This is a genomic window from Paenibacillus camelliae, assembly GCF_023715345.1.
Lineage (GTDB): Bacteria > Bacillota > Bacilli > Paenibacillales > Paenibacillaceae > Pristimantibacillus > Pristimantibacillus camelliae.
Map to the genome: position 1 here is coordinate 1 of NZ_JAMBNY010000013.1, position 22,443 is coordinate 22,443.

Below are 22,443 nucleotides of genomic sequence, written 5' to 3' on the forward strand. Positions count from 1 at the left end.
ATTCATTTCTACAATCACCATAGGTATCAAAAACGATTAAGCGGCCTGAGCCCATTAGAATTCAGGACTCGAGCCGCTTAATGTCTCTTTTACTATTTCCACTGTCTACTTGACAGGGGGCAGTTCAAACTTCCATGCTTGCTCATATACTTTTTGGCTCTATTTATTCAGCTTGAACATTATCTTCATTATCTTGCTCTACATCACTATCGGCACCTTCGGTCTCAGTTGTGCTATCGTTCGTGCCTGTTCTGCTCTTACCAAACAATTTCTCATATAGAGCATCATTCGGTTTATCTCTTAAGCCAAACACTGCATCGTACGCGTCAAAGATTTGGCGTCCAATCGGTGCTGCTCCCCAGCCTCCGAAGCCACCATCAGGCACAACGACTGCGACTGCCAGCTTCGGTTTATCTGCTGGTGCATAAGCGATAAATACCGCATTCTCAGCTACGCGTCCTTTCACATCCTGCTCTGATGTACCTGTTTTACTATTATAGCTATGACCAAAGCCATCAAAGCCTTGCCCTTTTACTTGAGACATTCCCGTCTCGATCTCTTTCCAGTACTCATCAGGAATGTCAACCTCGTTCAAGACGACAGGCTCAAAGCTTTCAAGCAATTCTCCTGTAGAAGAACGAATCTCATTGACAAACTGTGGCTTCAACCGTTTTCCACGATTAGCAAGCATCGCAGTATATTGCGCCAACTGGAGCGTCGTATACTTCCCTTGCTGCCCAAAAGATGCATAGACTAATGCAGATTGTGGACTGCCTCGCTCAGCCTCTGAGAAATAATCAATTACTCCTGCGCTTTCATATGCTAATCCGCTCTCTGTCGATACGCCAAGTCCGAACTGCTTCATATAGCTATCCCATATTTCAAGGCTTGACTTTCCATTGACAGAACCACGCTTGTATAGTCGATCACCGATCATAGCAGCCATAAATGGGTTCGAGGATTTGGCAATCGCTAGCGCACCATCAATTTTACCAAGTGATTTATTCCCTGCGTTCCGGATATACGCCTCATGTCCTGCCTTACCGTACGTGAAACGCCCGGTATCGTTATAATACGTCGATGTTGTAAATAATCCTTCATTCAAGCCAATGAGCACGGTCAGCGGTTTTATTGTCGAACCAAGGTTAACAATTGAGGACGGATGACCTGGTCTCTCCTCATCGGAGTACGGTCCGTAAACGGTACGTATCGTTCCGTTATTGAGGACGTGCAGGAAATTATCATAATCCTCTGGACTGATACTTCCTCCTGCCCATATGTTAGAATCATAATCTGGCATACTTGCCATCGCTACGATCTTGCCTGTTTCCACTTCCATTGCAACGGCGAAGCCAGTTTTTGCATATGGTGCTCGTTCATATGGAAATGGTGAGTTTTGAATTTTTTCCAAATGAGCCATAATGGAGTTTTCTGTATGAAGCTGCAGATCCTTATCAATGGTCAGATACAGATCAGCGCCTTTTTCTGGATTCGTTATCGTGATCTCACCTGTTATCGCTCCAGCGCTGTTTACAGGGTAAGACTTCAATCCATTCGTACCGCGTAAGACGTCCTGATACATATATTCTATCCCATCGAAGCCAACCTCTTCTTGCTCAAGGTATTTATAGATTGGATTCGTTTCTTCCATCTTTTCGGCATAAAACTCATAAGAATTTCGTGCACCACTATATTTTTTCAGATAACCAACGAGCTGAACGGCAACAGTATCCTCAGAATAATGGCGAACACTTTCTTCATGAATATTCACACCGACGAACTCTGATTGATTCTCCATGATGTAAGCAAGCTCTTCATTCGTTAGCCCTGTTTTAATTCTTCGAGGAGTAGATATATAATTCCGTCTGTACTCTAAATCCATCTGACGAATGATATCCTCTTTCGTCATCATGTTCTTTTCATCACCATAGGTTTCAAAAACCTTTGCGAGCTTTTCAGCCATCTCTACTGCTTGATCCGTAGAGCTCCTGCCTCCTCGAATCGTTGGTTGAATGTTATAGTACAACGATTGTGTGGAGGAGGAGTATGCTATGGGATTACCATTCACGTCATAGATATTGCCTCGAATTGGAGCGATAGGATCGTGTTTTTCTGACTTTTTACTTCCCGCTGCACTTAATTGCGGTCCCTCTACAAACTGAAGCACTGCTAAGCGAACGATCAGCACGCTAAACACTGCAAACAATATAAAGAAAAATATATTCAGACGAAATGAAAATTGCTTTCGTCGATTAATTTCTCTTTGCTTTGGATCATCCTGCATCCTCGTTCACCTTCCTTGCATGTTACTTATTGCTGTTTTTTTGAGCTTGAGCAATGAAATCAGCAATAACGTCATTGCTCTTCACCTTAAATGCCGGAGCACCCTTTACCGAGATGGAAACCTCATCACTTCCAGATTGACCTTTAACAACGAGCGAAGTCGTAGTAATTGTAAAGGCACCACCTTCACCTGCTTCATAGGATGCGGTTTTCGCTTCCTCAACCATTGCGTCAAGCGCATCCTGCTTAACATTATCTGCAACCTTACTTCCGATTTCCTTCAGCTCTTCAATACCAGATGTAACAAGCTCTGTACCAATTTGTTTGACATCATCAAGACTATAACCGCTATACATAATCAGTCCCAGCACGATGAGCAGGATAAGCCCCCATTTGGCAACTGTTTTGACAACGTTAATGACGATAAGCACGATAATTAGCCCAATGACTAAAACGTACCATTTTTCTTGAATAAATGTTAACCATGTTTCCCAATCGTAACTCGAAAAATCTAAAAAGCTCATGTTCATCCCCCTTTTAATCTACACCAAATGAATAGTAGACATAAGTTGTCCTCATCATGCGTACAAGTATTAGTACTATGCTAGAAGGAGGCATATGCCTGTGAAAACCGCATTATGGCTTTACTTATTTCTATTCATTGCATTTTTTGATTTGCACGCTCAGTACCCGATCCTGACACCATTTGCTATCAGCTTAGGTGCTGCTCCATCCTTTATCGGATTAATGATGGGCTTATACTCCATTACTCATTTGCCCGGTAATTTGATGGCCAGCGTATATGTGGATCGCTTTGGCAGCCGCCCATTTATCGTAATCAGCCTACTATTAGCTGGTGCAATTCTATTATTCCAAGCATACGTTACGAACCCTTGGCAGCTGCTTCTGCTTCGCTCTATCGCAGGATTTGTGCTCGCGTTTCTATCACCTGCATGTCTATCATTGTTAGCGAGATTAAGCACAGATATAAGCGAGCAAGGAAAATTAATGGCCGGCAACGGATTGGTTCATACACTTGCCTCCGTTGTGTCACCTGCCGCTGGTGCTTTTCTAGTTGCTAAACTCGGTTTTACAGCCGCTTTTTATATATTAGGCTGGATCCTAATCATCACTGCGATATTAGCAATGTTTTTCATTAAAGAAAGTAAAATTGCACCTGTTAGCAAAGCAAATCAAAACGCTCAGCCTGAAATTTCTTCACCTAATCATCATACCATAGAACAAAGTGGCGATACCTTAAAATCAACTTCACTATCGTGGAAAATTTTCATGATTCCAATAGGTTTAAGCTGTGCTCTAGGTATATTAACGTTTGAACTGCCATTAATGGTGCAAAATAATGGCTCAATTATGACTACTGGCCTATTATTTACCGTCATTAGTATTGGATCTTTAATAACGTTATGTATGCTGTTTATTAACAAGTATAATCCAGCCTACAGAACGATATTAGGCACCATTGCGTTAGCCGTGCTGTATTTTTTACTTGCATCGAATCTATCGATTCCTTTTATGCTGTTATTGCTGCTCATTGGTATGTGCAAAGGCATTGTGTTCCCTGCATTATCCCATTGGCTTATTCAAGTAAGTGATGGTGAGCGCTATGGACGTACATTCTCTATGCTCGCCATTGCCTCATCCATTGGCGCATTTCTTGGACCGTTTCTTGCCGGTCACTTAAGAGATTTTATCTCGCCATACTTTATTGCGTTTGTCATTCTCGCAGTTGCTCTTGCGTTTAATGCGTTGCCTGAGCGTACTCCACCTAAACTCACCCTACCTATATAGGATAGGTTGGTTCAAAAGTACGGCTTTGATTACGATGTAACTTTAGATAGCAGATTCGGCATCGAATACGGAGCGCTACCGAAATTTCCGTTGCTCACGTACCAAGTACGTACGCTGCGCTACTCGATTTCTACTAGCACTCCGTCTTCTTGGTACTGAAAGCCGAACTTTTGAACCTTCATTTTAAGGGGTAGGTTAAAAGTACGACTTTGATTACGATGTAACTTTTGATAGCAGATTCGGCGTCGAATCTTGAACGCTAGCGAACCCTACAGTGCTCACGTACCAATAACGTACGCTGCGCTCTTCGGTCTCTACTAACGTCCAAGCTTCTCGGTACTGAAAGCCTAGCTTTTGAACCCTGATTTTAATGGGTGGGTTCAAAAGTACGGCTTTGATTACGATGTAACTTAATTAGCATATTCGGCATCGAATCTTGAACGCTAGCGAAAACTCCGTTGCTCACGTACCAACATCGTACGCTGCGCTACTTATTTTCTACTAACCCCAGCGAAGCTTACCATCTCTAAAGCGACCCTCCTTCCGCAGGAAGGTTCGAGCGTAGAGATGGTCAAGCGGAGCGCTGAAAGCCGAACTTTTGAACCTTCATTTTAAGGGGTAGGTTAAAAGTACGACTTTGATTACGATGTAACTTAAATAGCATATTCGGCATCGAATCTTGAACGCTAGCGAACCCTACAGTGCTCACGTACCAATAACGTACGCTGCGCTCTTCGGTCTCTACTAACGTCCAAGCTTCTTGGTACTGAAAGCCTAGCTTTTGAACCTTTATTTTATTGGGTAGGTTAAAAGTACGACTTTGATTACGATGTAACTTAAATAGCAGATTCGGCGTCGATTATGAAGCGCATTTTACAGAGCTGTTAGGTTTACAGCTCTGTTTTTATTTATCGTTCAACCGTGGTAAACTAAGCTTCAGTTCATGCTACGGAGGTAAGCTATCATGAGAATATCCATCATCGTTGAAGGTAAGAATGATCGCAGTAAGCTGCAGCAAGTATTGGATAATGAAATCCATATTGTTTGTACGTTTGGTACACCAGGTAACAAACAGCTGCAGTCGATTGCTTATGAGCTTCGTCATGACGAAGTATTTATATTCACGGACAATGATTCCTCTGGACGGCGTATTCGTGGACTGCTAAGAGAGCTGTTTCCAGACGCTACTCACATCTATACCAAACGAGGCTACAAAGGCGTAGAAGGAACGCCGCTTGATTATTTAGCTGGGCAATTAGAAAAAGCAGGACTAGAGGAATTTGTCATATTCCCTGCTAATCCTGCTTCAAGCTGGCATAAAGATGAATTTTAGTACAGCTTCTTTAATTGTTTGTAAATATCTTCCGCTGTCAACTCAGGATCTCCCGCTTCGAGATTAGGCGAGCCATTGATCCATTCGCGGATATTTCCATCCTCATCAACAAGGGAAATAATATTGCTATGATAGAATGTTTTGTTCTGCTCGTCATAGATGACTGCTACACCAAATTCGCGTGCTAGCTCAATGGATTCTTCTTTATCCTGTGCACGTAAAAACTTCCATGAATCAAACTCTGCACCTGTACGTTCTGCAAAATCTCGAATCACTTCAGGTGTGTCCGTTTCTGGATCAAACGTAATCGAGATGAGCTCGACCTTCTCTCCAAGCTCCCCTTTTTCCCTTAATATATCCTGTACTTCACCTAGCAAATAGGTTGTCGGTGGACATACATCAGGACAGCTCGCAAAGTAGAAGTAAACAATTCTATTTTTACCATTTGTCGATTCTAGGCTAACTTCATTGCCATCGATGTCAGTTAGAGAAAAGCTCGGTGCCGCCTGCTTTACTGTAAGTGGAGCTTCAGGCTTTAACACATACATGTACAGCAAATAGCCACCCATTAATAAAATCAAACAAACTAAAGCAATTTGAAAAGCATACTTCTTTAAGAATGCCATGTCTCTTTTTCCCCTTTCAGAGCTACAGCTTTGTAGTATTGATAATTAACATAATAAATACAATCATTAAGTAGTTCACTGAAATAAGAAAGTTTGTTTTCGCCCATTTGTCATCGTCTTTAGCTGTGAAACCAGTTAATGTATGAATTATCCAGATAACGGTAAGAACAGTAGAGACAATGAGATAAAACATGCCAGCCAAATTATAAGTATATAGTAAAATTACGGTGACCAAAAGCAGTACGAGATACGGTATCATTTGAATCTTCGTTCGCTTAACCCCTTTTACTACGGGAAGCAATGGAAAACCTGCAGCTCGATACTCCTCCACTCTCCGGATAGCAAGCGACCAAAAGTGTGCAGGCTGCCATAAGAATAAAAACGCAAACAACAAAAATGCACCCATATCAAATTCAGAGGTCACTGCACAATACCCAATAACAGGAGGCATTGCTCCAGATATACCACCAACCGAGGTGCTCCAAGTAGAGGTGCGTTTTAACCACATTGTGTAAATAACAATGTATGCGATCCAGCCTATCACTCCAAGTATACCGCTAATTACGTTGACTTGCGTAAATAATACAGTTAATCCGACAACCCCAAGTATTATGCCATATATCAATACATGCGCTGGCTTCATTCGTTGAGATGGCAACGTACGATTTCGTGTGCGTTCCATCTTCATATCAAGCTCGCGGTCATAATAGTTGTTGATGACCGTTGCAGAAGCCATCGTTAAGGTACTGCCGATTAGCATCCAAATTAATAATACCCAATCAAAAGTCCACTTTGAAGCGATCCAGTAGCCTGCAAATGCAGCAAAAATGTTCAGTCGCAACAGGTTGGGCTTCGTTAAACTTATTAGATCTTTTAACACTTGCTAATCCTCCCGCTTTACGCAACACACTATATTTGCGATTATCCATCTTGATGAACCGTAACTAATCATACCGAAAAATAAAGCTTGTGACAATGTTCACTATTATTGTTCATTAATTCGTCATTCAAATGTGACAAAAACAATGTCACATATCCATCCCAAAATCATTGTCACACATGAGTGCCTAGTTCCATAGTATACCGTATAGTCTTGCGCCTAAAAACTAAATAAGGAGCTGATTGACTATATCATGGCTGTCATTAAAGCTAATACAGAGCATACCCGAATGCTTGCTCGATTGATGCGAGCAGAAGCAGAGGGTGAAGGTGAATTAGGCATGCTTATGGTAGGTAATGTTGGTGTAAATCGAGTGCTTGGGGAATGTCTTGATTTCCGAAATATTCGCTCGATCCCCGACATGGTTTATCAAAGTCCAGGCGGCTTCGAAGCAACGCAAAAGGGTTACTTTTATCAGAGAGCTCGTGAAAGTGAGATTCGACTTGCAAGGCGAGCAATTGGTGGAGAACGAACCCATCCTGCAACCTTCGCGCTATGGTTTTTCCGGCCTAGTGGAAGCTGCCCTAGCACTTGGTATGACCAACCGAACAGTGGCAGATTCAAGAGTCATTGCTTTTTTCATCCTACCCCTCAAAACTGTCCTAGCGTGTATTAACATTATTATTTTATTAATGAAGGGAAGTTACATGTAATGAGTTATTTTGATCAATCTTATTATTACCCTCAGAATTATGCACCATTCTATCGAGATGCGATGGCTGCTCCTCAGTACGTTCCAACTAGTGCGATGACTCCTGCTCAATTCGTTCCAACCAGCGCAATGACTCCACCACCATCAGTACCGAGCGGAGCAATGGTTACACCAATGGGTGAGACAGTCGTGACACAGCAGCCACAATTTGAGGAATCCTATGTAGAAAATATTTTACGTCTAAACCGCGGAAAAGTCGGTACGTTTTATATGACATATGAGAACAACTCACAATGGAATGCAAAAATTTTCGTAGGTATTATCGAGGCAGCTGGTCGCGATCATATTATTATTAGTGATCCGAGAACTGGACAGCGTCACCTGTTACTTATGCTGAATCTTGACTATGTAACGTTCGATGAGCCGATTAATTATGAGTATCCGTTCCATGGTCAAATTGTAACCCCAGAGACGCCACCATTATAATTAAAAATCCTTTGTGCTATGATTTCTCTTTTCATTAGAGGAGAGAATTCATAGCTTTTTCATGTTTTCAGGCAGCGTTATGCTTTATTGAATGATTATGGAGTGGTAAGCTTGGTTAATACTGATGAGGACATTATTGATTAGGAGGCTACTCAGTGGATTCTGCATCACATTTTGTAATTGGCGTCGGCTTAGCAGGCTTGTCGCAGCTTGATCCTCTCGTTCAAACCGATCCTGCATTAGTAACCGTAATAATGATTGGAGTAATTGCTGGTTCACAAGCTCCAGACTTTGACACCATTACTCGGCTAAAAAATAATGAAACCTATATTCGTCAGCATCGAGGCTTTTCACATTCGATTCCTGCTATTATGTTTTGGACAGTTATACTTACAGCTCTATTGTACTTATTTGTTCCAAAACCTTCTGGCCTTCTTCATTTATTAGGCTGGATATTTCTCGCAGTGAGCTTACATGTGTTTATGGACTTGTTTAATACTTATGGTACACAGGCATTGAGACCTTTTTCGAAAAAGTGGATCTCATGGAACATTATCCATATCTTTGATCCATTTATTTTTATAACACATGTTATTGCAGTGCTTTTATGGATTACTGGAATGGCAGAGCCTGTCGTTGTTTTCCCTACGCTATATGCTTGTCTGTTCCTATATTATGTAGTGAGAACGATCTATCATCGATGGATTGACGTAACCGTCTCACGGAAAATGTCTCTGCCAGATGACGACACATTAACGGTTATGCCAACCGTTCGCTTTCGCTATTGGCATCTCATGCTAAAGCGAGCTGATGGAAGCTACGAGCTAGGCAGCTACATTAAAGGCCAAATCAATTGGCTTGAAACTGTTTCATCTGATGAACATCCTTTAATCGAGCAATCAAAATCACACCCATCTGTTGCGGCACTGCTTGATTTTTCCTATCATACAGTCGCCAACGTAACGACCCATGACTGGGGTACAGAAGTACGCTGGTGCGATGCCAGGTATCGCTATCGTAAGCAGTATCCATTCGTAGCCATTGTATTTTATAATCATCAACAGCAGCCTATCGCTTCATATGTGGGCTGGCTGAATGATCGTAAGCTGTATAAGCGTTTGTATCAGGAGGCTAAGCTCAATCCATCTCCATCTTAGCAGTCATTGATCAAACGTAGTAAATAGATATAATAAAAAGAGCTCAAGGTTTCCCTTGAGCTCTCACTTAATAATGTGGTAAAAATATTAACGTTGACCGCCGGACAGTTGTTGTTCTGCGATTTGAACTAGCTTTTTAGTAATATATCCACCGACAGATCCTGCTTCACGAGTCGTTAGGTTACCGTTATATCCTTCTGGAGATAGTTGAACACCCAACTCCTGAGCAGCTTCCATTTTCATTTGGTTCAAAGCTTGTTGTGCTTGTGGAACGATTAATTGATTGCTTCTGTTTGCCATGATGTAAGTCTCCTTTCGACCTCTTCGCATAATTTCATTTGCAAGCTTGCAAACATATTATGTGCACGAAAACAATTACTATACACGATGAATTCATTTTTTTTAAGGAGAAATTAAAAATGCCTAAATATTTAGCTTTGATTTTTGCAACGATTGGAATATTGTTTTTAAGTGCAATGTCGATTTCAATTGCTCACAGTATGGTTTGGGTAATGATTTGGGGATTGTTAGCGGTTGCTACAATAGGGGTGGGGTTTGTGGTTCGTAAACGTTACAATAAGAGGAATGTAAAGCCTGAATCTCAAGAGGAATAATCAATTAAGCTTTTACGCGGACTAAAAGTGGTCATGCTATTATTCCAAGTCGACATATTGTAATTGGACTCATATAACACGCTTGCCGACCATCCCTTTCGGTTAGGTCTAACAGAGAAGTCATATAATATTTCACCGTGAGTCCAATTACGCTTCAGCTTCAAGGCCTCAATCGCTAAGCTGCGAAAGCTTTCCACCTGATCTCTCGTTAACCCTTCTTGCTCTGCCTCAATTTCATTGTTCTTTAGGTAAATGGGATGATGCTTTACCCCAAATTTACCAATCGTGTTATTACGGATTTGTAGTAATACAGTCCCAGCGCACGCTCCTGTCAGCTCATTCTCTAGCTGCCTGAAAACAAAGTCGATTTGTCTTGCTAATGAAATTTCCTTCATCAAAAAGCTCCTTTCTTCACTAAATTATGTCGGTATGTATCAAATATAGCGAATATTCTACGTTAATTCACCGCAATTTTTTCCGTAAACCACGTATAAAATACCCGTAACCACGCAATGCAACTGTATCTCACGCAGTATTTTCTTATAATTCAATAAGAATTATTACCCATTTCTGTCATAGACCGAACTAAAAAGTGGTGCTATAATATGGATAATATCGAAAAAGGAGCGCTTTCATATGGAGAAAATAACGCAATGGTTTAATTCATTATCCGTAAAAAGCAAGATTATGTTTGTTACATACACCAATCTTTCCATTTTGACAATTTTTGCGCTAGTGTTTTCTTTCATTGTTGGTGAATATACTACTCCAATCATTATCATTGCTGCAGTTGCTTATGGTATCGCTTACCCAATCGTTCTTGTTACAGAACATGCAATCACGGCTTCCTTTCATGAAATTCAAAGTGCTGCCAATCGTATATCTAAAGGGGATTTTACGCAAACCATCGATACTGACGCGACAAATGCAGGTGAATTAGGTCATACATTCAACAGCATGGTTCAAAAGCTAAGAGAACTTTTATCTGAAACAATGAACATTACAAAGCATGTATCTGAAACGAGCCGTAGCATTTTCGAAAAAAATAATAGCATTAAACAAACGATGGAGCAGGTCGCAGTTTCGGCAAACGAGCTTGCAACTGGTGCTAATGTCATCTCTGAGGATGTTTCTGGGATGACCGAGTCGATTAACGAAATCGAACAAAAGGTTTCTAATTATGCAGTAGCAACGAAAGAAATGAACGTACGCTCAGAACAGACGATAGAGCTTGTTAATCGCGGTAGAATTGCTCTAGAGAATCAAAGTGAGGGCATGAGCAGAAATATAGAAGCAACAGAGCAAGTGGCGAGCACGATCAAGGAGCTGGCAGAAAACGCAAAAGGTATTAGTGCGATGACGAAGGCGATTTCTGAGATCGCTGAGCAAACGAATCTGTTATCCTTGAATGCTTCCATCGAAGCTGCTCGTGCAGGTGAGCACGGCCGAGGCTTTGCCGTTGTTGCTCAGGAGGTTAGAAAGCTTGCTGAAGAATCTACGTCCTCCACGAAAGAGGTATTCAATCTTGTTAAGAGCATAGATAAAGGGATTCAGAACACAATTGAGAATATGAAGCTTAATGAAGAAGTTGTTAGTATGCAAGCGGAGCATATTCGTCAGACAGAAGAAATCTTCAATCAGATCGTTGAAAGTATTCAATTTATCGGAGAGCAAATTTATCAATTTTCACAAGAAAGTGATAATATGCTAGAGAGCGCTAAGCATATTTCATCTGCCATTCAAAACATCTCTGCCATTACAGAGCAATCTGCGGCAGGAACTGAGCAAGTATCTGCATCCATGAACGAACAAATTCCATCCGTACAAGCAGTCGTTGAAGAAACAGAAAAGATGTTAAATATGGCAACTCAGCTTCAACGGACAATCCAAGTATTTAAATTAAAATAATATGCTTCAGAATATGTAATAAAGGGCCTGTCCAAAAAGTCATTCGATTGACTTTGGGCAGGCCCTACTTTATTTAGCTTATTAATTTAATATGGGGTAAAGTAATGTTCAATCAGTGCTTATACTTAGCCAATAAAGAGTTGTACCCATTTACCTTGAACATAGCCTACACCAAGCTTTGTGTAATTAGCATTTAAGATATTCGCACGGTGTCCTGGGCTGTTCATCCAATCGTTCATTACTTGCTCTTCAGATGTTTGTCCATAAGCAATATTTTCACCTGCAGTACGATAAGAAACGCCAAATTCACTTAACATGTCAAAAGGAGATCCGTAAGTCGGTGAAGTATGGCTGAAGTAGTTATTTACTGCCATATCACGTGCCTTCTCTGTCGCTACTTCATTAAGCTTCGTATCTAGCTCAAGCGCAGAAAGTCCTGCTGCTGCTCTTTCTTTGTTAACAAGAGAAAGAATTTCCTGCTGAGCTTCCGTAGCAACGACTGGGTTAGTGCTAGGTTTTGCTGTCGGAGCTTGAGTAGGCTGTGCAGTCGGTGCTGCTGTTGGTGCCTTTGTTGGCTGTGCAGTCGGTGCTGCTGTTGGTGCCTTTGTTGGCTGTGCAGTCGGTGCTGCTGTTGGTGCCTTTGTTGGCTGTGCAGTCGGTGCTGCTGTTGGTGCCTTCGTAGGCTGTGCAGTCGGTGCCGCTGTTGGTGCCTTCGTTGGCTGTGCAGTTGGTGCTGCTGTTGGTGCCTTTGTTGGCTGTGCAGTCGGTGCCGCTGTTGGTGCCTTCGTTGGCTGTGCAGTTGGTGCTGCTGGCTGAGCGTACTCTAGAGAAAACTGTCCACTTAAGAAATAAAGCTTCCATGGACCTAATTGTACAGTCATTTTTGATTCTTTCGAGAATAAACCTAGCTTCTCATTAATTTTTTGAATAATTAGAGATTGTTGTGGGAAGCTAAACGTATCTTCCTTTTTTGCTTGACTATTTGCAGAAACAGTTAAACCTGAAGTTGCAATAAGTGTTGTAGCTGCAAGTACAGCCACACCTCGTTTGAATGTATTCTTCTTCATAAGTACCTCCTAGAATATGTTAGTAAATTTTCTATCAGCTTTGGATGCCGACATTAGCCTTAGGCATTGGTACCGAACTACCTACATTTTCATCCTAGCAAAGCAAAATTCACTTAGCATGCAATAAAATTTACCAATATAAAAATGAAAGCGCTTAACTTATTGGCTGGCTTGTATTATTAAAATACATTCATCTATAATAAACCTGTGAATTAGAACTCAATTAAACCAACTTAGGAGCTGAAAACTACGTGAAGAACGTTATGCCTTTTTTAATGTTTGAAGGAACTGCAGAGGAAGCTATGAATTTTTACACTTCTGTGATTGAGGATTCAGCTATAACAAGCATTACTCGTTACGGACCAAATGAAAATGGAACCGAAGGCAGTGTGATGCAAGCAACTTTTACATTAAAAGGACAATCATTTATGTGCATTGACAGCCATGTAAAACATCAATTCACATTTACGCCTTCCTTCTCTATCTTCGTCGTATGCGATACAGAAGAAGAATTAGAGCAGCTTTATACGCAGTTATCTTCTGGCGGAAAGCTACTTATGCCGATGGACAACTATGGTTTTAGTAAAAAATTTGCTTGGGTGAACGATAAATTCGGGGTATCTTGGCAATTGAACCTGCCATAGAATACGTAGGTACCGAGAGTCAAATTTATAGACTAACAGCTTGATATCCCTTCTCAAGCCTATGCACGTAAAGAGGCCCAATCCTCAAGATCGGGCCTCTTTGCAATTTCACTTGTTGAATCCTTTAACAATTAGCCAGATGGGAAAACCAATCTCAAATATTCCACCAGGAATAAATAAAACAATTCCCGGGTCAACTCCAATGATCGATAAGCAGCTGCTAGCGAAAAGCGAAGCATAACCGACAATCCCTAGCAAGGATAGAGGTCGTGGAATCAGTTTCTTTCGATACATCAAGTAACAGATCATTACACTTCCTATGCCAAGAGCGAGCATTGCCAATTCAAAAGTCATCTCTTGACCTTTAATAAGCAATTCTCCGATGACGGAATAGCTTTCCCAATTCGTACCATCCGCTGTATTAAAGGTCTCACTTAAAGTTAGTAGAACGAGTGGGCTGATTATCCCTACGATAAGAAGTACCGACTCTATAATTCTTGAGCTTAAATAGCCAATCGCGATCGATTCCTTGTGATGTCTCAACAATGGAAATAATAGCATGGCTATACCTACAACTACAGCGGAATTCATAAACTCAAGTAACAGACCAATATAAATTTCAGTACGATTCGAGTAGATATGAGACAAATAATCAGAAGAAGTAAGATTAGCTTCGATCAGCGTGCTACCGATCATATACGATGCAGTTGCAATCAGGAATAAAACGCCGATTATCCTCTCATTCGTTCTAGTGATCACTATGCATTCTCCTTTCAACTATGGATCTACTTTCAGCATATCCGTAGTGGAAAAAGATGAATAGACACTAAAGTGTTGAGTTCGATTTATTCAATCCAGCCTAGCTTGCGGGCGGTCGCAACCGCTTCTGTACGTCGTTCTACGTGTAGCTTGGCAAAAATACGTCTATTGTGACCCTTCACTGTATCGAGCGCTAAATATAGCCTATCTCCAATCTCTTGATTCGAGTATCCGAGAGCAATCAGCTGCAGTACTTCAAGCTCTCGTGTCGTTAAAGGCTCGATATAATCTGGTACATTTCTTTTATAAAGTAACGCTATTTTTTCAAACTCTTCAATATCTGCTAACCGGTTCAAGAGTCTATGTGCGCGAACATATTTTTTGATAGCGTCAATGTAATCCATTGCGTCTGAAGCCCCCTGCTGTAATAGCGTAATTCGAGCAATCATAAGTTTACACGAAACAATCATATCCTTGTTATCTGCTTGTTTCGCCAATTGAAGGCTCTTCTGTACATATTTCATCGAGGATTCTTGATCGTCCCATGCATAACTAATTCTTGCCAAACCTATATATGCTTCACATATCGCAGCCAAAGGCTTATCACCGTGCTCTAGCAATGCTCTGCTATAGTACTGCTCTGCACTATGTAGTTGTCCTTCCTGTTCTTCTAAATTTCCGAGGCCAACATAGGCTTGCACTTCAATGATATTGCCTCCTATTTTACGGCTAACGGTCAGTACCTCGATGAAAGCTTGTTTCGCCTCCACAAGATTGTTGCGATGCTGGTGAGCATCACCAAGCAGCCAAAGTGCCGTAATACGCACTGGCAGCAAGCTAGAATCAAGATACTTTAGAGCAAGACCGCATTGTGCAATTACGATATCTACTTGATGATTGTCCCGCTTGTTTTTGTTATGTGCAGGAACAATTTGTCCAACAAGCTCATTCGTTTTGTCAATGGAATCCGTCGAAAGTAGTTCATCTTCTGCTACGATCAGCCTCAATTCAGGCGGTCCAGAGCTCGCAATAGCCGCAACTGCTGCGCGCGTAGTTGCGATTATACCTAGCAAGTTATTAACGCTTGCATCCATATTAATTACCGCCAATGCAGCCTCTGCTGCCAGCAGCTTAGATTCAACCTCTGTTGGTCTGCCAGCCATCAGTAGTGCCGAAGCATACATCACCCATAACGACGGCCTTGCATTCAATTCCTTCTCCGGTAAAGACTCTAGCCAGTTCAGCACAGGCGTAACCTCACCTTGAAGATGCAGCGGCATACCGTTCCCTTCGACGAGACGAGCAGCCCTTTCTATATCATTAGCAGCTACCGCGTGACGGAAGGCTTCTAGGTTAAGACCATTCTTCTCATACCATACGCTTGCACGATGATGCATTAAAGCAACATCCTCCAGCTCTCCCAACCGAGCCCGCTTCTGTAGCTGACGAGTGAGCAATTCTGCAAAAAGATGATGATATCGATACCATTGTTGTTCATTATCCAACGCAACAATAAATAGATTAGCGTTTTCGAGCTTCAGCAGTACCTCTTCTCCCGAGACAGAGCTTTGCTCAAGCATCACGGCATCACATAGCGATCCGCAAAATCGATCAAGAATCGAAGTATATAGTAAAAACTTCTGCATAGATTCTGTTTGTCTAAGCAATACCTCATTGAAGAGATAATCGAGCAGAACATGTTGATTAACTAAAGATAATGGCGGCAATGGCTCTGAATGCTCAGCTTGTTGACCCTGCATGGAAAGAGCAGCCATTTGCAGCCCTGCAATCCATCCTTCCGTACGTTTTTCAAGCATAACGACGGATTCCTTAGTCAGATTTAATTTCATCATATCATTCAAATAAGAGGCTATCTCCTCATCATTAAATCGCAAATCCATGACGCCGATGTCATTGACTTCGTTCTTAACCCGCATGGTCGTCAAATATAATTCTGGTTCTTCACGTGTTAAGATCACAATATGCAAGTTCGAGGGCATATGCTCTAGCAGCATGGATACGGCGTCATGAATAGACTTAGCGTGAATCACATGGTAATCATCAAGTACAAGTACGATAGGTATTGCTAGTCGCGATATATCATTGATTAGAACTGAGATTATAGAAGGGAGCGGTGGTGACTGAGGAGATTGGATTAAATCTGTGACATACCATTCGTGATAAGATATATGGTTACGCATTGCTGCAACAAGGTAAGCCAAAAAGCCAGCAATTTCATTATCTCTTTCATCTAGTGAAAGCCATGCCACTTGACGATGACATTTGCTAAGCCAATCGCTTACTAATGTAGTTTTCCCATACCCTGTAGAACCCGATATCAAGGTTAATTTTCGATGCAGCCCTTGATCAAGCAGACCAATCAAACGTTGGCGTATTACTGTATCAGGTCTAAGCCTAGGGACATTAAGCTTCGTAGCGATTAGAGGTGCTACCATTACTTCACCCGCTTCACGATAAATAGTAATGACTTCCTGGGTGAATTATATCATCTTTCCAGCAGATATTTGCTTATTATTGTTAACTCTGAATGCGGTGGTGTTAAAGCCTTTAATAATGAGCCAAACGGCAAGGATCATTTCATTAGCCGCTACTGGAAGTGCAAGCATAACCCCCCACACTGAAATCTGTGAAATAACACCAAACATCTCTAACAAAGCTGCAATGAATACAAGCGACGCCCCTGTCATGCCTAGAATCGGTATAAATTTTGGGACAAGCCCTGATTTGTAGAAAATATAACTGTATAGCATCGTATTAATGCCGAGCATAAAGTTTGGACCAAGCATAAATGTCCATTCATGAATTGCTTTTAATAGTACCCCCGTAGCTTCCAATGAAATAGTATCTGTGACAATACCTGACGTATACGCCCGACTTAAGGATAGAAGGGAAAGCACACTAATAATACCGATTAAAATGATAACAGCCTCAAGAAATCTAAAACACACATGCCCAAGAGCTAAGCTTTCATTGTATTTCCTTAACAAGGGAAACATCGTAATTGAAGTGCCGATAGCCGAACAGACAAGAACAAGCTCCATTATGGCTCCCCATACGACCTGATTGCCATGTGCTGAACCATCTACGAAATAGCTTGGGCTGTTTAGAATCGGGTCGTACAATAATAGGCCAACGATAGCCGAAACCGCAGCAAGTATGAAGAAGAACCCTACCATTTTTGAAGCCGTATTGCTCGTATACATATTGTTGCCTCCTTTGTTTTCAAGAGCCATTACTTACTCCTTAGCACTGTCCTCGTAAAAAAACACTTCCTCTAGAGGCAAATTGAACACTCGAGCAATGCGAAAGGCCAATTCCAGAGATGGGGAATAGTTTCCCTTCTCAAGCGCCACGATTGTTTGTCTTGTTACGCCCACCAAGTCGGCCAATTGCTGCTGCGTCATTTCGTCCTGATTAAATCGTAATCTTCTAATATGATTTCCAACAAGGTGTTTACCCATCTTAGACTCCTTTCCTGTAGTAATAAAGCTTCATAACAGAACCGATCACGTCAGAGATGAACCCTGCGATAATGAGGATGATAAACATCGTCTGCAGCTGCTCATTCATAACCAGTGTTCCCATCGCTAGTAGAAAGCCGATGATAAACATAAAAAACGAGATTCGATTGGCCTTCATCTCAATCAGTTTATCGAGCTCATCCGCAAATGTCGGTTCCTTCTCACCAGTTGTCATCCTAAAAATGATGTTAAAAATAATACTAATGATGATGTGCGCGATGATCGTTACCACGGTTAAGATTAGGACAAATGACCCCCAATAACGTAAAGCTTCTGAAGATAGTTCCCCCCCTGGATATTTCGGATACATGTACAAGCAATAGACTACGAAAATAAGGATTGAGCTGAACATTGATACAATACTTTTCTTTTCTTGATACGTCATGCACCATTCCACCTTTACAAGGTTAATAAGTAAATTCTGTTATACAAAATGTAATATATTCCATACACTATGTCAAGTTTATTTTACACATTGTATGATTTTCTTTACATACGATCGTGAACATAAATTAGTAAATGAATGAAAAGGAGCCCTTGCGGGCGAATTCAAGCGATCGATAAAGTTGAGCTAAACGAAAAAAACGACCTCAGTGGGTCGTTTTTCGTCCTATAGTGAGTTCAAGGCTAAGTTCGTGTTAACAGTAAAATTCCGTCAGGCTCTTGTGATCTCATATGCTGTAGTCACCATCTAAAGCGTTATCGGCTGCATTAGACCATCCTCACCAAAGGTAATGCGGTCAATACAAACCTCGCGATGATAGCCTTTTCCTTCTGTAAAGCGAGATAAAGGCGTGACAAATCGATGATACGCCATCCAGTATTCATCCTTGCCAGGCTCTTGCATAATCGAATGGTGACCGGTACCAAGCATACCTTTTTCAGCGTTCTTCATGAGCACTGGGTAATGATAGGTAACTGGACCATAGAGGTGCTTCGACGTACCGTAGTTAACATGATAATTCTCACTGCCTGTATCGTCGCAGGACCATGTAAAATGATACAAGCCTCCTCGCTTAAGAACCGTAACGGCCTCTCTGAAATCATGTAGACCTTCTATATTAGCCATCGTTTCCTCAACGACACTGACCATATCGCTGCCTAGCTGCACGATAGCACCATCTCCATTGCCAAACAATAGATAGGAGGTGCCATCTTCCTCCCTATAAACTGCTGGATCAATCGTTTGACCCATCTTAATCGATAGACGCTTCATCTGCTCCATCGTAAGAAGCGGCTCAGGCATAGCAGTAAATGGACCGATAGGCGCCGGTGCAACAGCAACACCAATCGCGCTCACGCCGTTAGCCATTTTCCCACAGAAATAAAAATAGTAGCTCCCGTTCTTCTCAGCAATGGCAGGCGCCCATGCGTTGCCCACTGCCCATGGAACGTCAGGTGACAGTAAATCTACAATGACACCTTCATCCTTCCATATACGGAGGTCATCTGATGAAAATACATGAAACTCAGTACCTGACCAGCCAGTAAAGCCATCAGATGTCGGATACAGATAGTAGCGGTCTCCAAACTTCGCAAGGTCTGGATCGGCATATTGACCGGGCAGCACCTGATGTCCATCGCCATATGCGGCTAGCAGCTGCGCACACTCGTCAATCGTAATCGGAATGACACTGCCGTGCCGTTTTTTGCTCGCCCCAAGATCAAAATCACCTTCCTCCACGACCCGGAATTCACCACTGTCCAAATCCGTCGTCAGCAGTGGAAGATACCCTTTGCCTTCTGCAAAGCGATCGATAATTAAACACCATTCCTCACGATCGTTAAGCTTGAAGATTTGTGGCCCTTCAACACCATATATTTTCTCTAAATTCGGAGCAGTTACAGCAGTGAACGCGTCTTTATGTAAGCTATTACCTTTTTCAAGCGTAATATTTTTCGTAGTCTCATCCTTGGATAGACGATAATAGCTTCCTTCGTGGGCAATGATCGTCGTGTCAATAATATGATTATCTCGCTCGATATATAGCTCTGCGCTGCTAAAATGAACAAAGTCTTTCGTTCGTGCACTATATATTTTGTGCTTACGCTCTGAGCTATCTAAGCCTTCCGTCGCTGATGCCCAGAATACAAGAAAATCTTGTGCCTCTTCATCATAGATCGCTTCGGGTGCCCACACACAGCCAGCTCCATCGATTCCAACCGTAACAGCCCAAGGCTTAGACCAATTGACCAAATCAGCGGACTTCCATACGATAATGTCTCTGCTGCCCTCGGTTACTGCAGCACCCCAGCCTTTGCCACTAGCGATTCGCAGATCTGTAGCAATGATATAAAAATGATGATCTAGCGGCGAGCGAATAATGAATGGATCTCTCACCCCTTTTTCACCTAAATCAGAGCGTAGCACTGGCTGACCACCGTTAAGGTCCTTCCAATGTAAGCCATCCTCACTATAAGAAAAATACACTTGCTCCCCATCTGGTTGCTCTCCAATAAAATGTGCGAGCAAATAACCACCATAAATCGTAGACATCGCCAATTTCCCTCCAGTGTACAAATTAGATGAACTTTCCTGGATAACCGAAGTAAGGTGTGCCATCCGCATTCCAAGTAAATGCTTGAGCTCTTGCGTGGCGGTTAGGATCAAACAGCGGCTCACCGTCAATTTCCTTATAAGGCCGAGCATGATAAATGAGAATATCCTTGCTGCCATCAAGAGTCGTTGTAAAGCTATTATGACCTGGTCCATATTGCTGTGTCTCTTCATGTGAACGGAATACTGGCCCTTCTGCTTTGATCCATGAATCTGGATGAAGCAGATCACTTGAAGCATCTGCAGATATGATGCCCATCGCATAGTTATGATCTGTAGCGCTTGCTGAATATGTAATAAAGATTTTACCGTTGCGCTGAAGTACAGCAGGCCCTTCTACAACATTGTGGCCGATTCTTTCCCATGGCTGATCTGGTTTTACGATCAGGACCTGCTTGCTTTGAAGGGTCCATGGATTGCTCATCTGAGCGATGTATAAATTAGTGCCTCTACCCATCGAAGCGTCTTCCTGAGCCCATACTAGATATCGGTTACCACCAGTCTCAAAGGTCGTAGCGTCTAAGGAGAAGGACTCCCAATCAGTCGTCACCTGCCCCTTTTCTACCCACTCCCCTTGTAACGGATTCGCTGATGCATTCTCTAGTACATAAATTCTTTGCGCAAATATTGCGTCTGAATGGCCTGCTGCAAAGTAGACATACCATTTATTATCGATATAATGAAGCTCAGGCGCCCATACTAAGCCACCCATGACACCGCTTTCATGTTTTAGCCATATATCTACGGGCTCAGCATCCTTTAGGCCCTCTAAGCTACTTGATCTTCGCAGCTCAATGCGATCATACTCAGGTACAGAAGCTGTGAAATAGTAGTAGCCATCCGTGTGCAGGTATACCCAAGGATCAGCTCGCTGCTCAACAATAATATTGCTCATGCTCTATTTCCTCCTCTCTTTCTTAACTTTATTCTAAACTGAAACCGATTTCATTTCAATAAAATTGTATTTATTCAATAAAAAGAAAGCCAGTATAGAGGGATCGTCTCCTCCATACTGGCTCTAAATTCACATATATTATTCGGTAACTTTAATTACTTTTCCTGTTTCTTGTGAAGCGAATGCATCAAGAATAACTTTAAGTGATGCTCTTCCTTCTTCACCCGTAACCGCAGGTACTGTATCGTTAACGATCGATTCTACAAATTTATCGATAACAAAGCTAGAAAGCTGCTTTTCGTTCGTAGAAATTTCTCCGGTTTGATATTTATTAACTGTACCATCACGAAGCTCAACGATAACCTGGTCGACTGGATCTGTACCGATGCGCATTACTCCGTTTTCACACCATAGCATTGTGCTGTTGTCCTCACCTTTGTAGTAAGTCCAGCTTGCTACAAGTGTACCGATCGCACCTGATTTCATGCGAAGAATACAGGATGCGTTATCATCACTTTCAGTGTCCTTCTTATCTAGTGTTCCAACGAATGCAGCAACCTCAGATACTTCATCATCAAGCATCCAGCGGATAAGGTCTGACTTATGAACACCTAGATCGCCCATTGCGCCCATAATTGCTTCTTCTTTACGGAAGAACCAGCTATTTGCACCGTCGATACTCCATGCATCAGGACCAGGATGGCCAAAGGATGTACGGAATGTAAGCACTTTGCCAAGTACACCAGTTTTAAGAATTTCTTTTGCTTTTTCGTGAGGAGGCATAAAGCGTTGGTTATGTCCTACCATAAGCTTTACGTTGTTCGCTTTAGCAGCTTCAATCATTGCTGCAGCTTCTTCATCAGTTACAGCCATTGGCTTTTCAACAAGCACATGTGCTCCAGCTTTAGCTGCTTCGATGGATTGCTCAGCATGCAAGTAGTTCGGCGTACATACGCTTACTGCATCTGGCTTTACCTCTGCAAGCATTTCCTTATAATCGGCGTATGCTTTGCCACCAAGCTCCTTCGCATAGTGCTCTGCACGCTCAATAATAGGGTCAACAAAAGCGACTAGCTCAACATTCGGATTTTCAACATATTCAGGAATATGACGATATTTTGCGATAGATCCACAACCAATTACTGCAACTCTAATTTTAGACATTCAATAC

23 protein-coding genes are annotated in these 22,443 nt (G+C 42.0%); 8 read left to right on the forward strand and 15 right to left on the reverse strand.

All coding sequences use genetic code 11. The annotated features are described in order from the left end of the window. Positions 1 to 163 precede the first annotated feature (163 nt). Positions 164 to 2,284 carry a peptidoglycan D,D-transpeptidase FtsI family protein gene (locus M3180_RS17425; RefSeq protein WP_251669838.1) on the reverse strand — a complete coding sequence of 707 codons (2,121 nt, stop codon included), beginning with the start codon at positions 2,282 to 2,284 and terminating at the stop codon, positions 164 to 166. A gap of 22 nt (positions 2,285 to 2,306) precedes the next feature. Then, positions 2,307 to 2,807 carry a hypothetical protein gene (locus M3180_RS17430; protein WP_251669840.1) on the reverse strand — a complete coding sequence of 167 codons (501 nt, stop codon included), beginning with the start codon at positions 2,805 to 2,807 and terminating at the stop codon, positions 2,307 to 2,309. A 100-nt stretch (positions 2,808 to 2,907) separates the two neighbouring features. Here M3180_RS17430 and M3180_RS17435 point away from each other — a divergent pair, with 100 nt between their 5' ends. Continuing rightward, a complete protein-coding gene (locus M3180_RS17435) occupies positions 2,908 to 4,092 on the forward strand; it encodes an MFS transporter (protein ID WP_251669842.1) in 1,185 nt (394 codons plus the stop codon). A 964-nt stretch (positions 4,093 to 5,056) separates the two neighbouring features. Further along, positions 5,057 to 5,425 carry a toprim domain-containing protein gene (locus M3180_RS17440; protein ID WP_251669844.1) on the forward strand — a complete coding sequence of 123 codons (369 nt, stop codon included), beginning with the start codon at positions 5,057 to 5,059 and terminating at the stop codon, positions 5,423 to 5,425. On the opposite strand, the gene M3180_RS17445 is transcribed toward M3180_RS17440, so the two are convergent. Both M3180_RS17445 and cyoE read right to left on the reverse strand, forming a co-directional pair. After that, positions 5,422 to 6,051, reverse strand: coding sequence for an SCO family protein (locus M3180_RS17445; protein WP_251669846.1), 630 nt, complete (start codon positions 6,049 to 6,051; stop codon positions 5,422 to 5,424). The two genes, M3180_RS17440 and M3180_RS17445, sit on opposite strands and share 4 nt — an antisense overlap. Positions 6,052 to 6,073: 22 nt before the next feature. Then, positions 6,074 to 6,931, reverse strand: a complete 858-nt coding sequence (cyoE, locus tag M3180_RS17450; protein WP_251669847.1) for a heme o synthase — start codon at positions 6,929 to 6,931, stop codon at positions 6,074 to 6,076. A 253-nt stretch (positions 6,932 to 7,184) separates the two neighbouring features. On the opposite strand from cyoE, the gene M3180_RS17455 reads away from it, so the two are divergent. From M3180_RS17455 to M3180_RS17465, 3 genes are all read left to right on the forward strand, one after another. Next, the gene (locus M3180_RS17455; RefSeq protein ID WP_251669848.1) at positions 7,185 to 7,607 is read left to right on the forward strand and encodes a cell wall hydrolase; all 423 of its coding nucleotides are present in this window, start codon (positions 7,185 to 7,187) and stop codon (positions 7,605 to 7,607) included. Between the two features lie 99 nt (positions 7,608 to 7,706). Beyond that, positions 7,707 to 8,129, forward strand: coding sequence for a spore coat protein GerQ (gene gerQ, locus M3180_RS17460; protein WP_432806954.1), 423 nt, complete (start codon positions 7,707 to 7,709; stop codon positions 8,127 to 8,129). A gap of 155 nt (positions 8,130 to 8,284) precedes the next feature. Then, the gene (locus M3180_RS17465) at positions 8,285 to 9,286 is read left to right on the forward strand and encodes a metal-dependent hydrolase (RefSeq protein ID WP_251669850.1); all 1,002 of its coding nucleotides are present in this window, start codon (positions 8,285 to 8,287) and stop codon (positions 9,284 to 9,286) included. Between the two features lie 87 nt (positions 9,287 to 9,373). Here M3180_RS17465 and M3180_RS17470 read toward each other — a convergent pair whose 3' ends face one another. Then, the gene (locus M3180_RS17470) at positions 9,374 to 9,586 is read right to left on the reverse strand and encodes an alpha/beta-type small acid-soluble spore protein (protein ID WP_251669851.1); all 213 of its coding nucleotides are present in this window, start codon (positions 9,584 to 9,586) and stop codon (positions 9,374 to 9,376) included. 119 nt (positions 9,587 to 9,705) lie between these two features. On the opposite strand from M3180_RS17470, the gene M3180_RS17475 reads away from it, so the two are divergent. Further along, positions 9,706 to 9,900, forward strand: coding sequence for a hypothetical protein (locus M3180_RS17475; protein ID WP_251669852.1), 195 nt, complete (start codon positions 9,706 to 9,708; stop codon positions 9,898 to 9,900). On the opposite strand, the gene M3180_RS17480 is transcribed toward M3180_RS17475, so the two are convergent. Next, positions 9,888 to 10,295 carry an O-methyltransferase gene (locus M3180_RS17480; RefSeq protein WP_251669854.1) on the reverse strand — a complete coding sequence of 136 codons (408 nt, stop codon included), beginning with the start codon at positions 10,293 to 10,295 and terminating at the stop codon, positions 9,888 to 9,890. The genes M3180_RS17475 and M3180_RS17480 overlap by 13 nt on opposite strands. A gap of 241 nt (positions 10,296 to 10,536) precedes the next feature. Between M3180_RS17480 and M3180_RS17485 the strand changes: the two genes are divergently transcribed. Beyond that, a complete protein-coding gene (locus tag M3180_RS17485; protein WP_251669856.1) occupies positions 10,537 to 11,808 on the forward strand; it encodes a methyl-accepting chemotaxis protein in 1,272 nt (423 codons plus the stop codon). Between the two features lie 125 nt (positions 11,809 to 11,933). Here M3180_RS17485 and M3180_RS17490 read toward each other — a convergent pair whose 3' ends face one another. Beyond that, a complete protein-coding gene (locus tag M3180_RS17490; protein ID WP_251669858.1) occupies positions 11,934 to 12,875 on the reverse strand; it encodes a CAP domain-containing protein in 942 nt (313 codons plus the stop codon). A 251-nt stretch (positions 12,876 to 13,126) separates the two neighbouring features. Between M3180_RS17490 and M3180_RS17495 the strand changes: the two genes are divergently transcribed. Continuing rightward, positions 13,127 to 13,519 carry a VOC family protein gene (locus M3180_RS17495; protein WP_251669860.1) on the forward strand — a complete coding sequence of 131 codons (393 nt, stop codon included), beginning with the start codon at positions 13,127 to 13,129 and terminating at the stop codon, positions 13,517 to 13,519. A 108-nt stretch (positions 13,520 to 13,627) separates the two neighbouring features. On the opposite strand, the gene M3180_RS17500 is transcribed toward M3180_RS17495, so the two are convergent. From M3180_RS17500 to M3180_RS17535, 8 genes are all read right to left on the reverse strand, one after another. Next, positions 13,628 to 14,278 (reverse strand): DUF4386 domain-containing protein, encoded by a 651-nt coding sequence (locus tag M3180_RS17500; RefSeq protein ID WP_251669862.1) that lies wholly within the window; start codon positions 14,276 to 14,278, stop codon positions 13,628 to 13,630. Positions 14,279 to 14,364: 86 nt separating this feature from the next. Beyond that, positions 14,365 to 16,734, reverse strand: coding sequence for a winged helix-turn-helix domain-containing protein (locus M3180_RS17505; protein WP_251669865.1), 2,370 nt, complete (start codon positions 16,732 to 16,734; stop codon positions 14,365 to 14,367). 45 nt (positions 16,735 to 16,779) lie between these two features. Further along, complete coding sequence (locus tag M3180_RS17510; protein ID WP_251669866.1) at positions 16,780 to 17,502, reverse strand: DUF4386 domain-containing protein; 723 nt, start codon at positions 17,500 to 17,502, stop codon at positions 16,780 to 16,782. 33 nt (positions 17,503 to 17,535) lie between these two features. Then, positions 17,536 to 17,760 carry a helix-turn-helix transcriptional regulator gene (locus tag M3180_RS17515; protein WP_251669868.1) on the reverse strand — a complete coding sequence of 75 codons (225 nt, stop codon included), beginning with the start codon at positions 17,758 to 17,760 and terminating at the stop codon, positions 17,536 to 17,538. A 1-nt stretch (position 17,761) separates the two neighbouring features. Then, on the reverse strand, positions 17,762 to 18,205 hold the full coding sequence (locus M3180_RS17520) for a hypothetical protein (RefSeq protein ID WP_251669870.1): 444 nt from the start codon (positions 18,203 to 18,205) through the stop codon (positions 17,762 to 17,764). Positions 18,206 to 18,511: 306 nt separating this feature from the next. Beyond that, a complete protein-coding gene (locus M3180_RS17525; protein WP_251669872.1) occupies positions 18,512 to 20,317 on the reverse strand; it encodes a glycoside hydrolase family 43 protein in 1,806 nt (601 codons plus the stop codon). 25 nt (positions 20,318 to 20,342) lie between these two features. Beyond that, complete coding sequence (locus tag M3180_RS17530) at positions 20,343 to 21,272, reverse strand: glycoside hydrolase family 43 protein (protein WP_251669875.1); 930 nt, start codon at positions 21,270 to 21,272, stop codon at positions 20,343 to 20,345. A 138-nt stretch (positions 21,273 to 21,410) separates the two neighbouring features. Then, positions 21,411 to 22,436, reverse strand: coding sequence for a Gfo/Idh/MocA family protein (locus tag M3180_RS17535; RefSeq protein ID WP_251669877.1), 1,026 nt, complete (start codon positions 22,434 to 22,436; stop codon positions 21,411 to 21,413). Positions 22,437 to 22,443 lie beyond the last annotated feature (7 nt).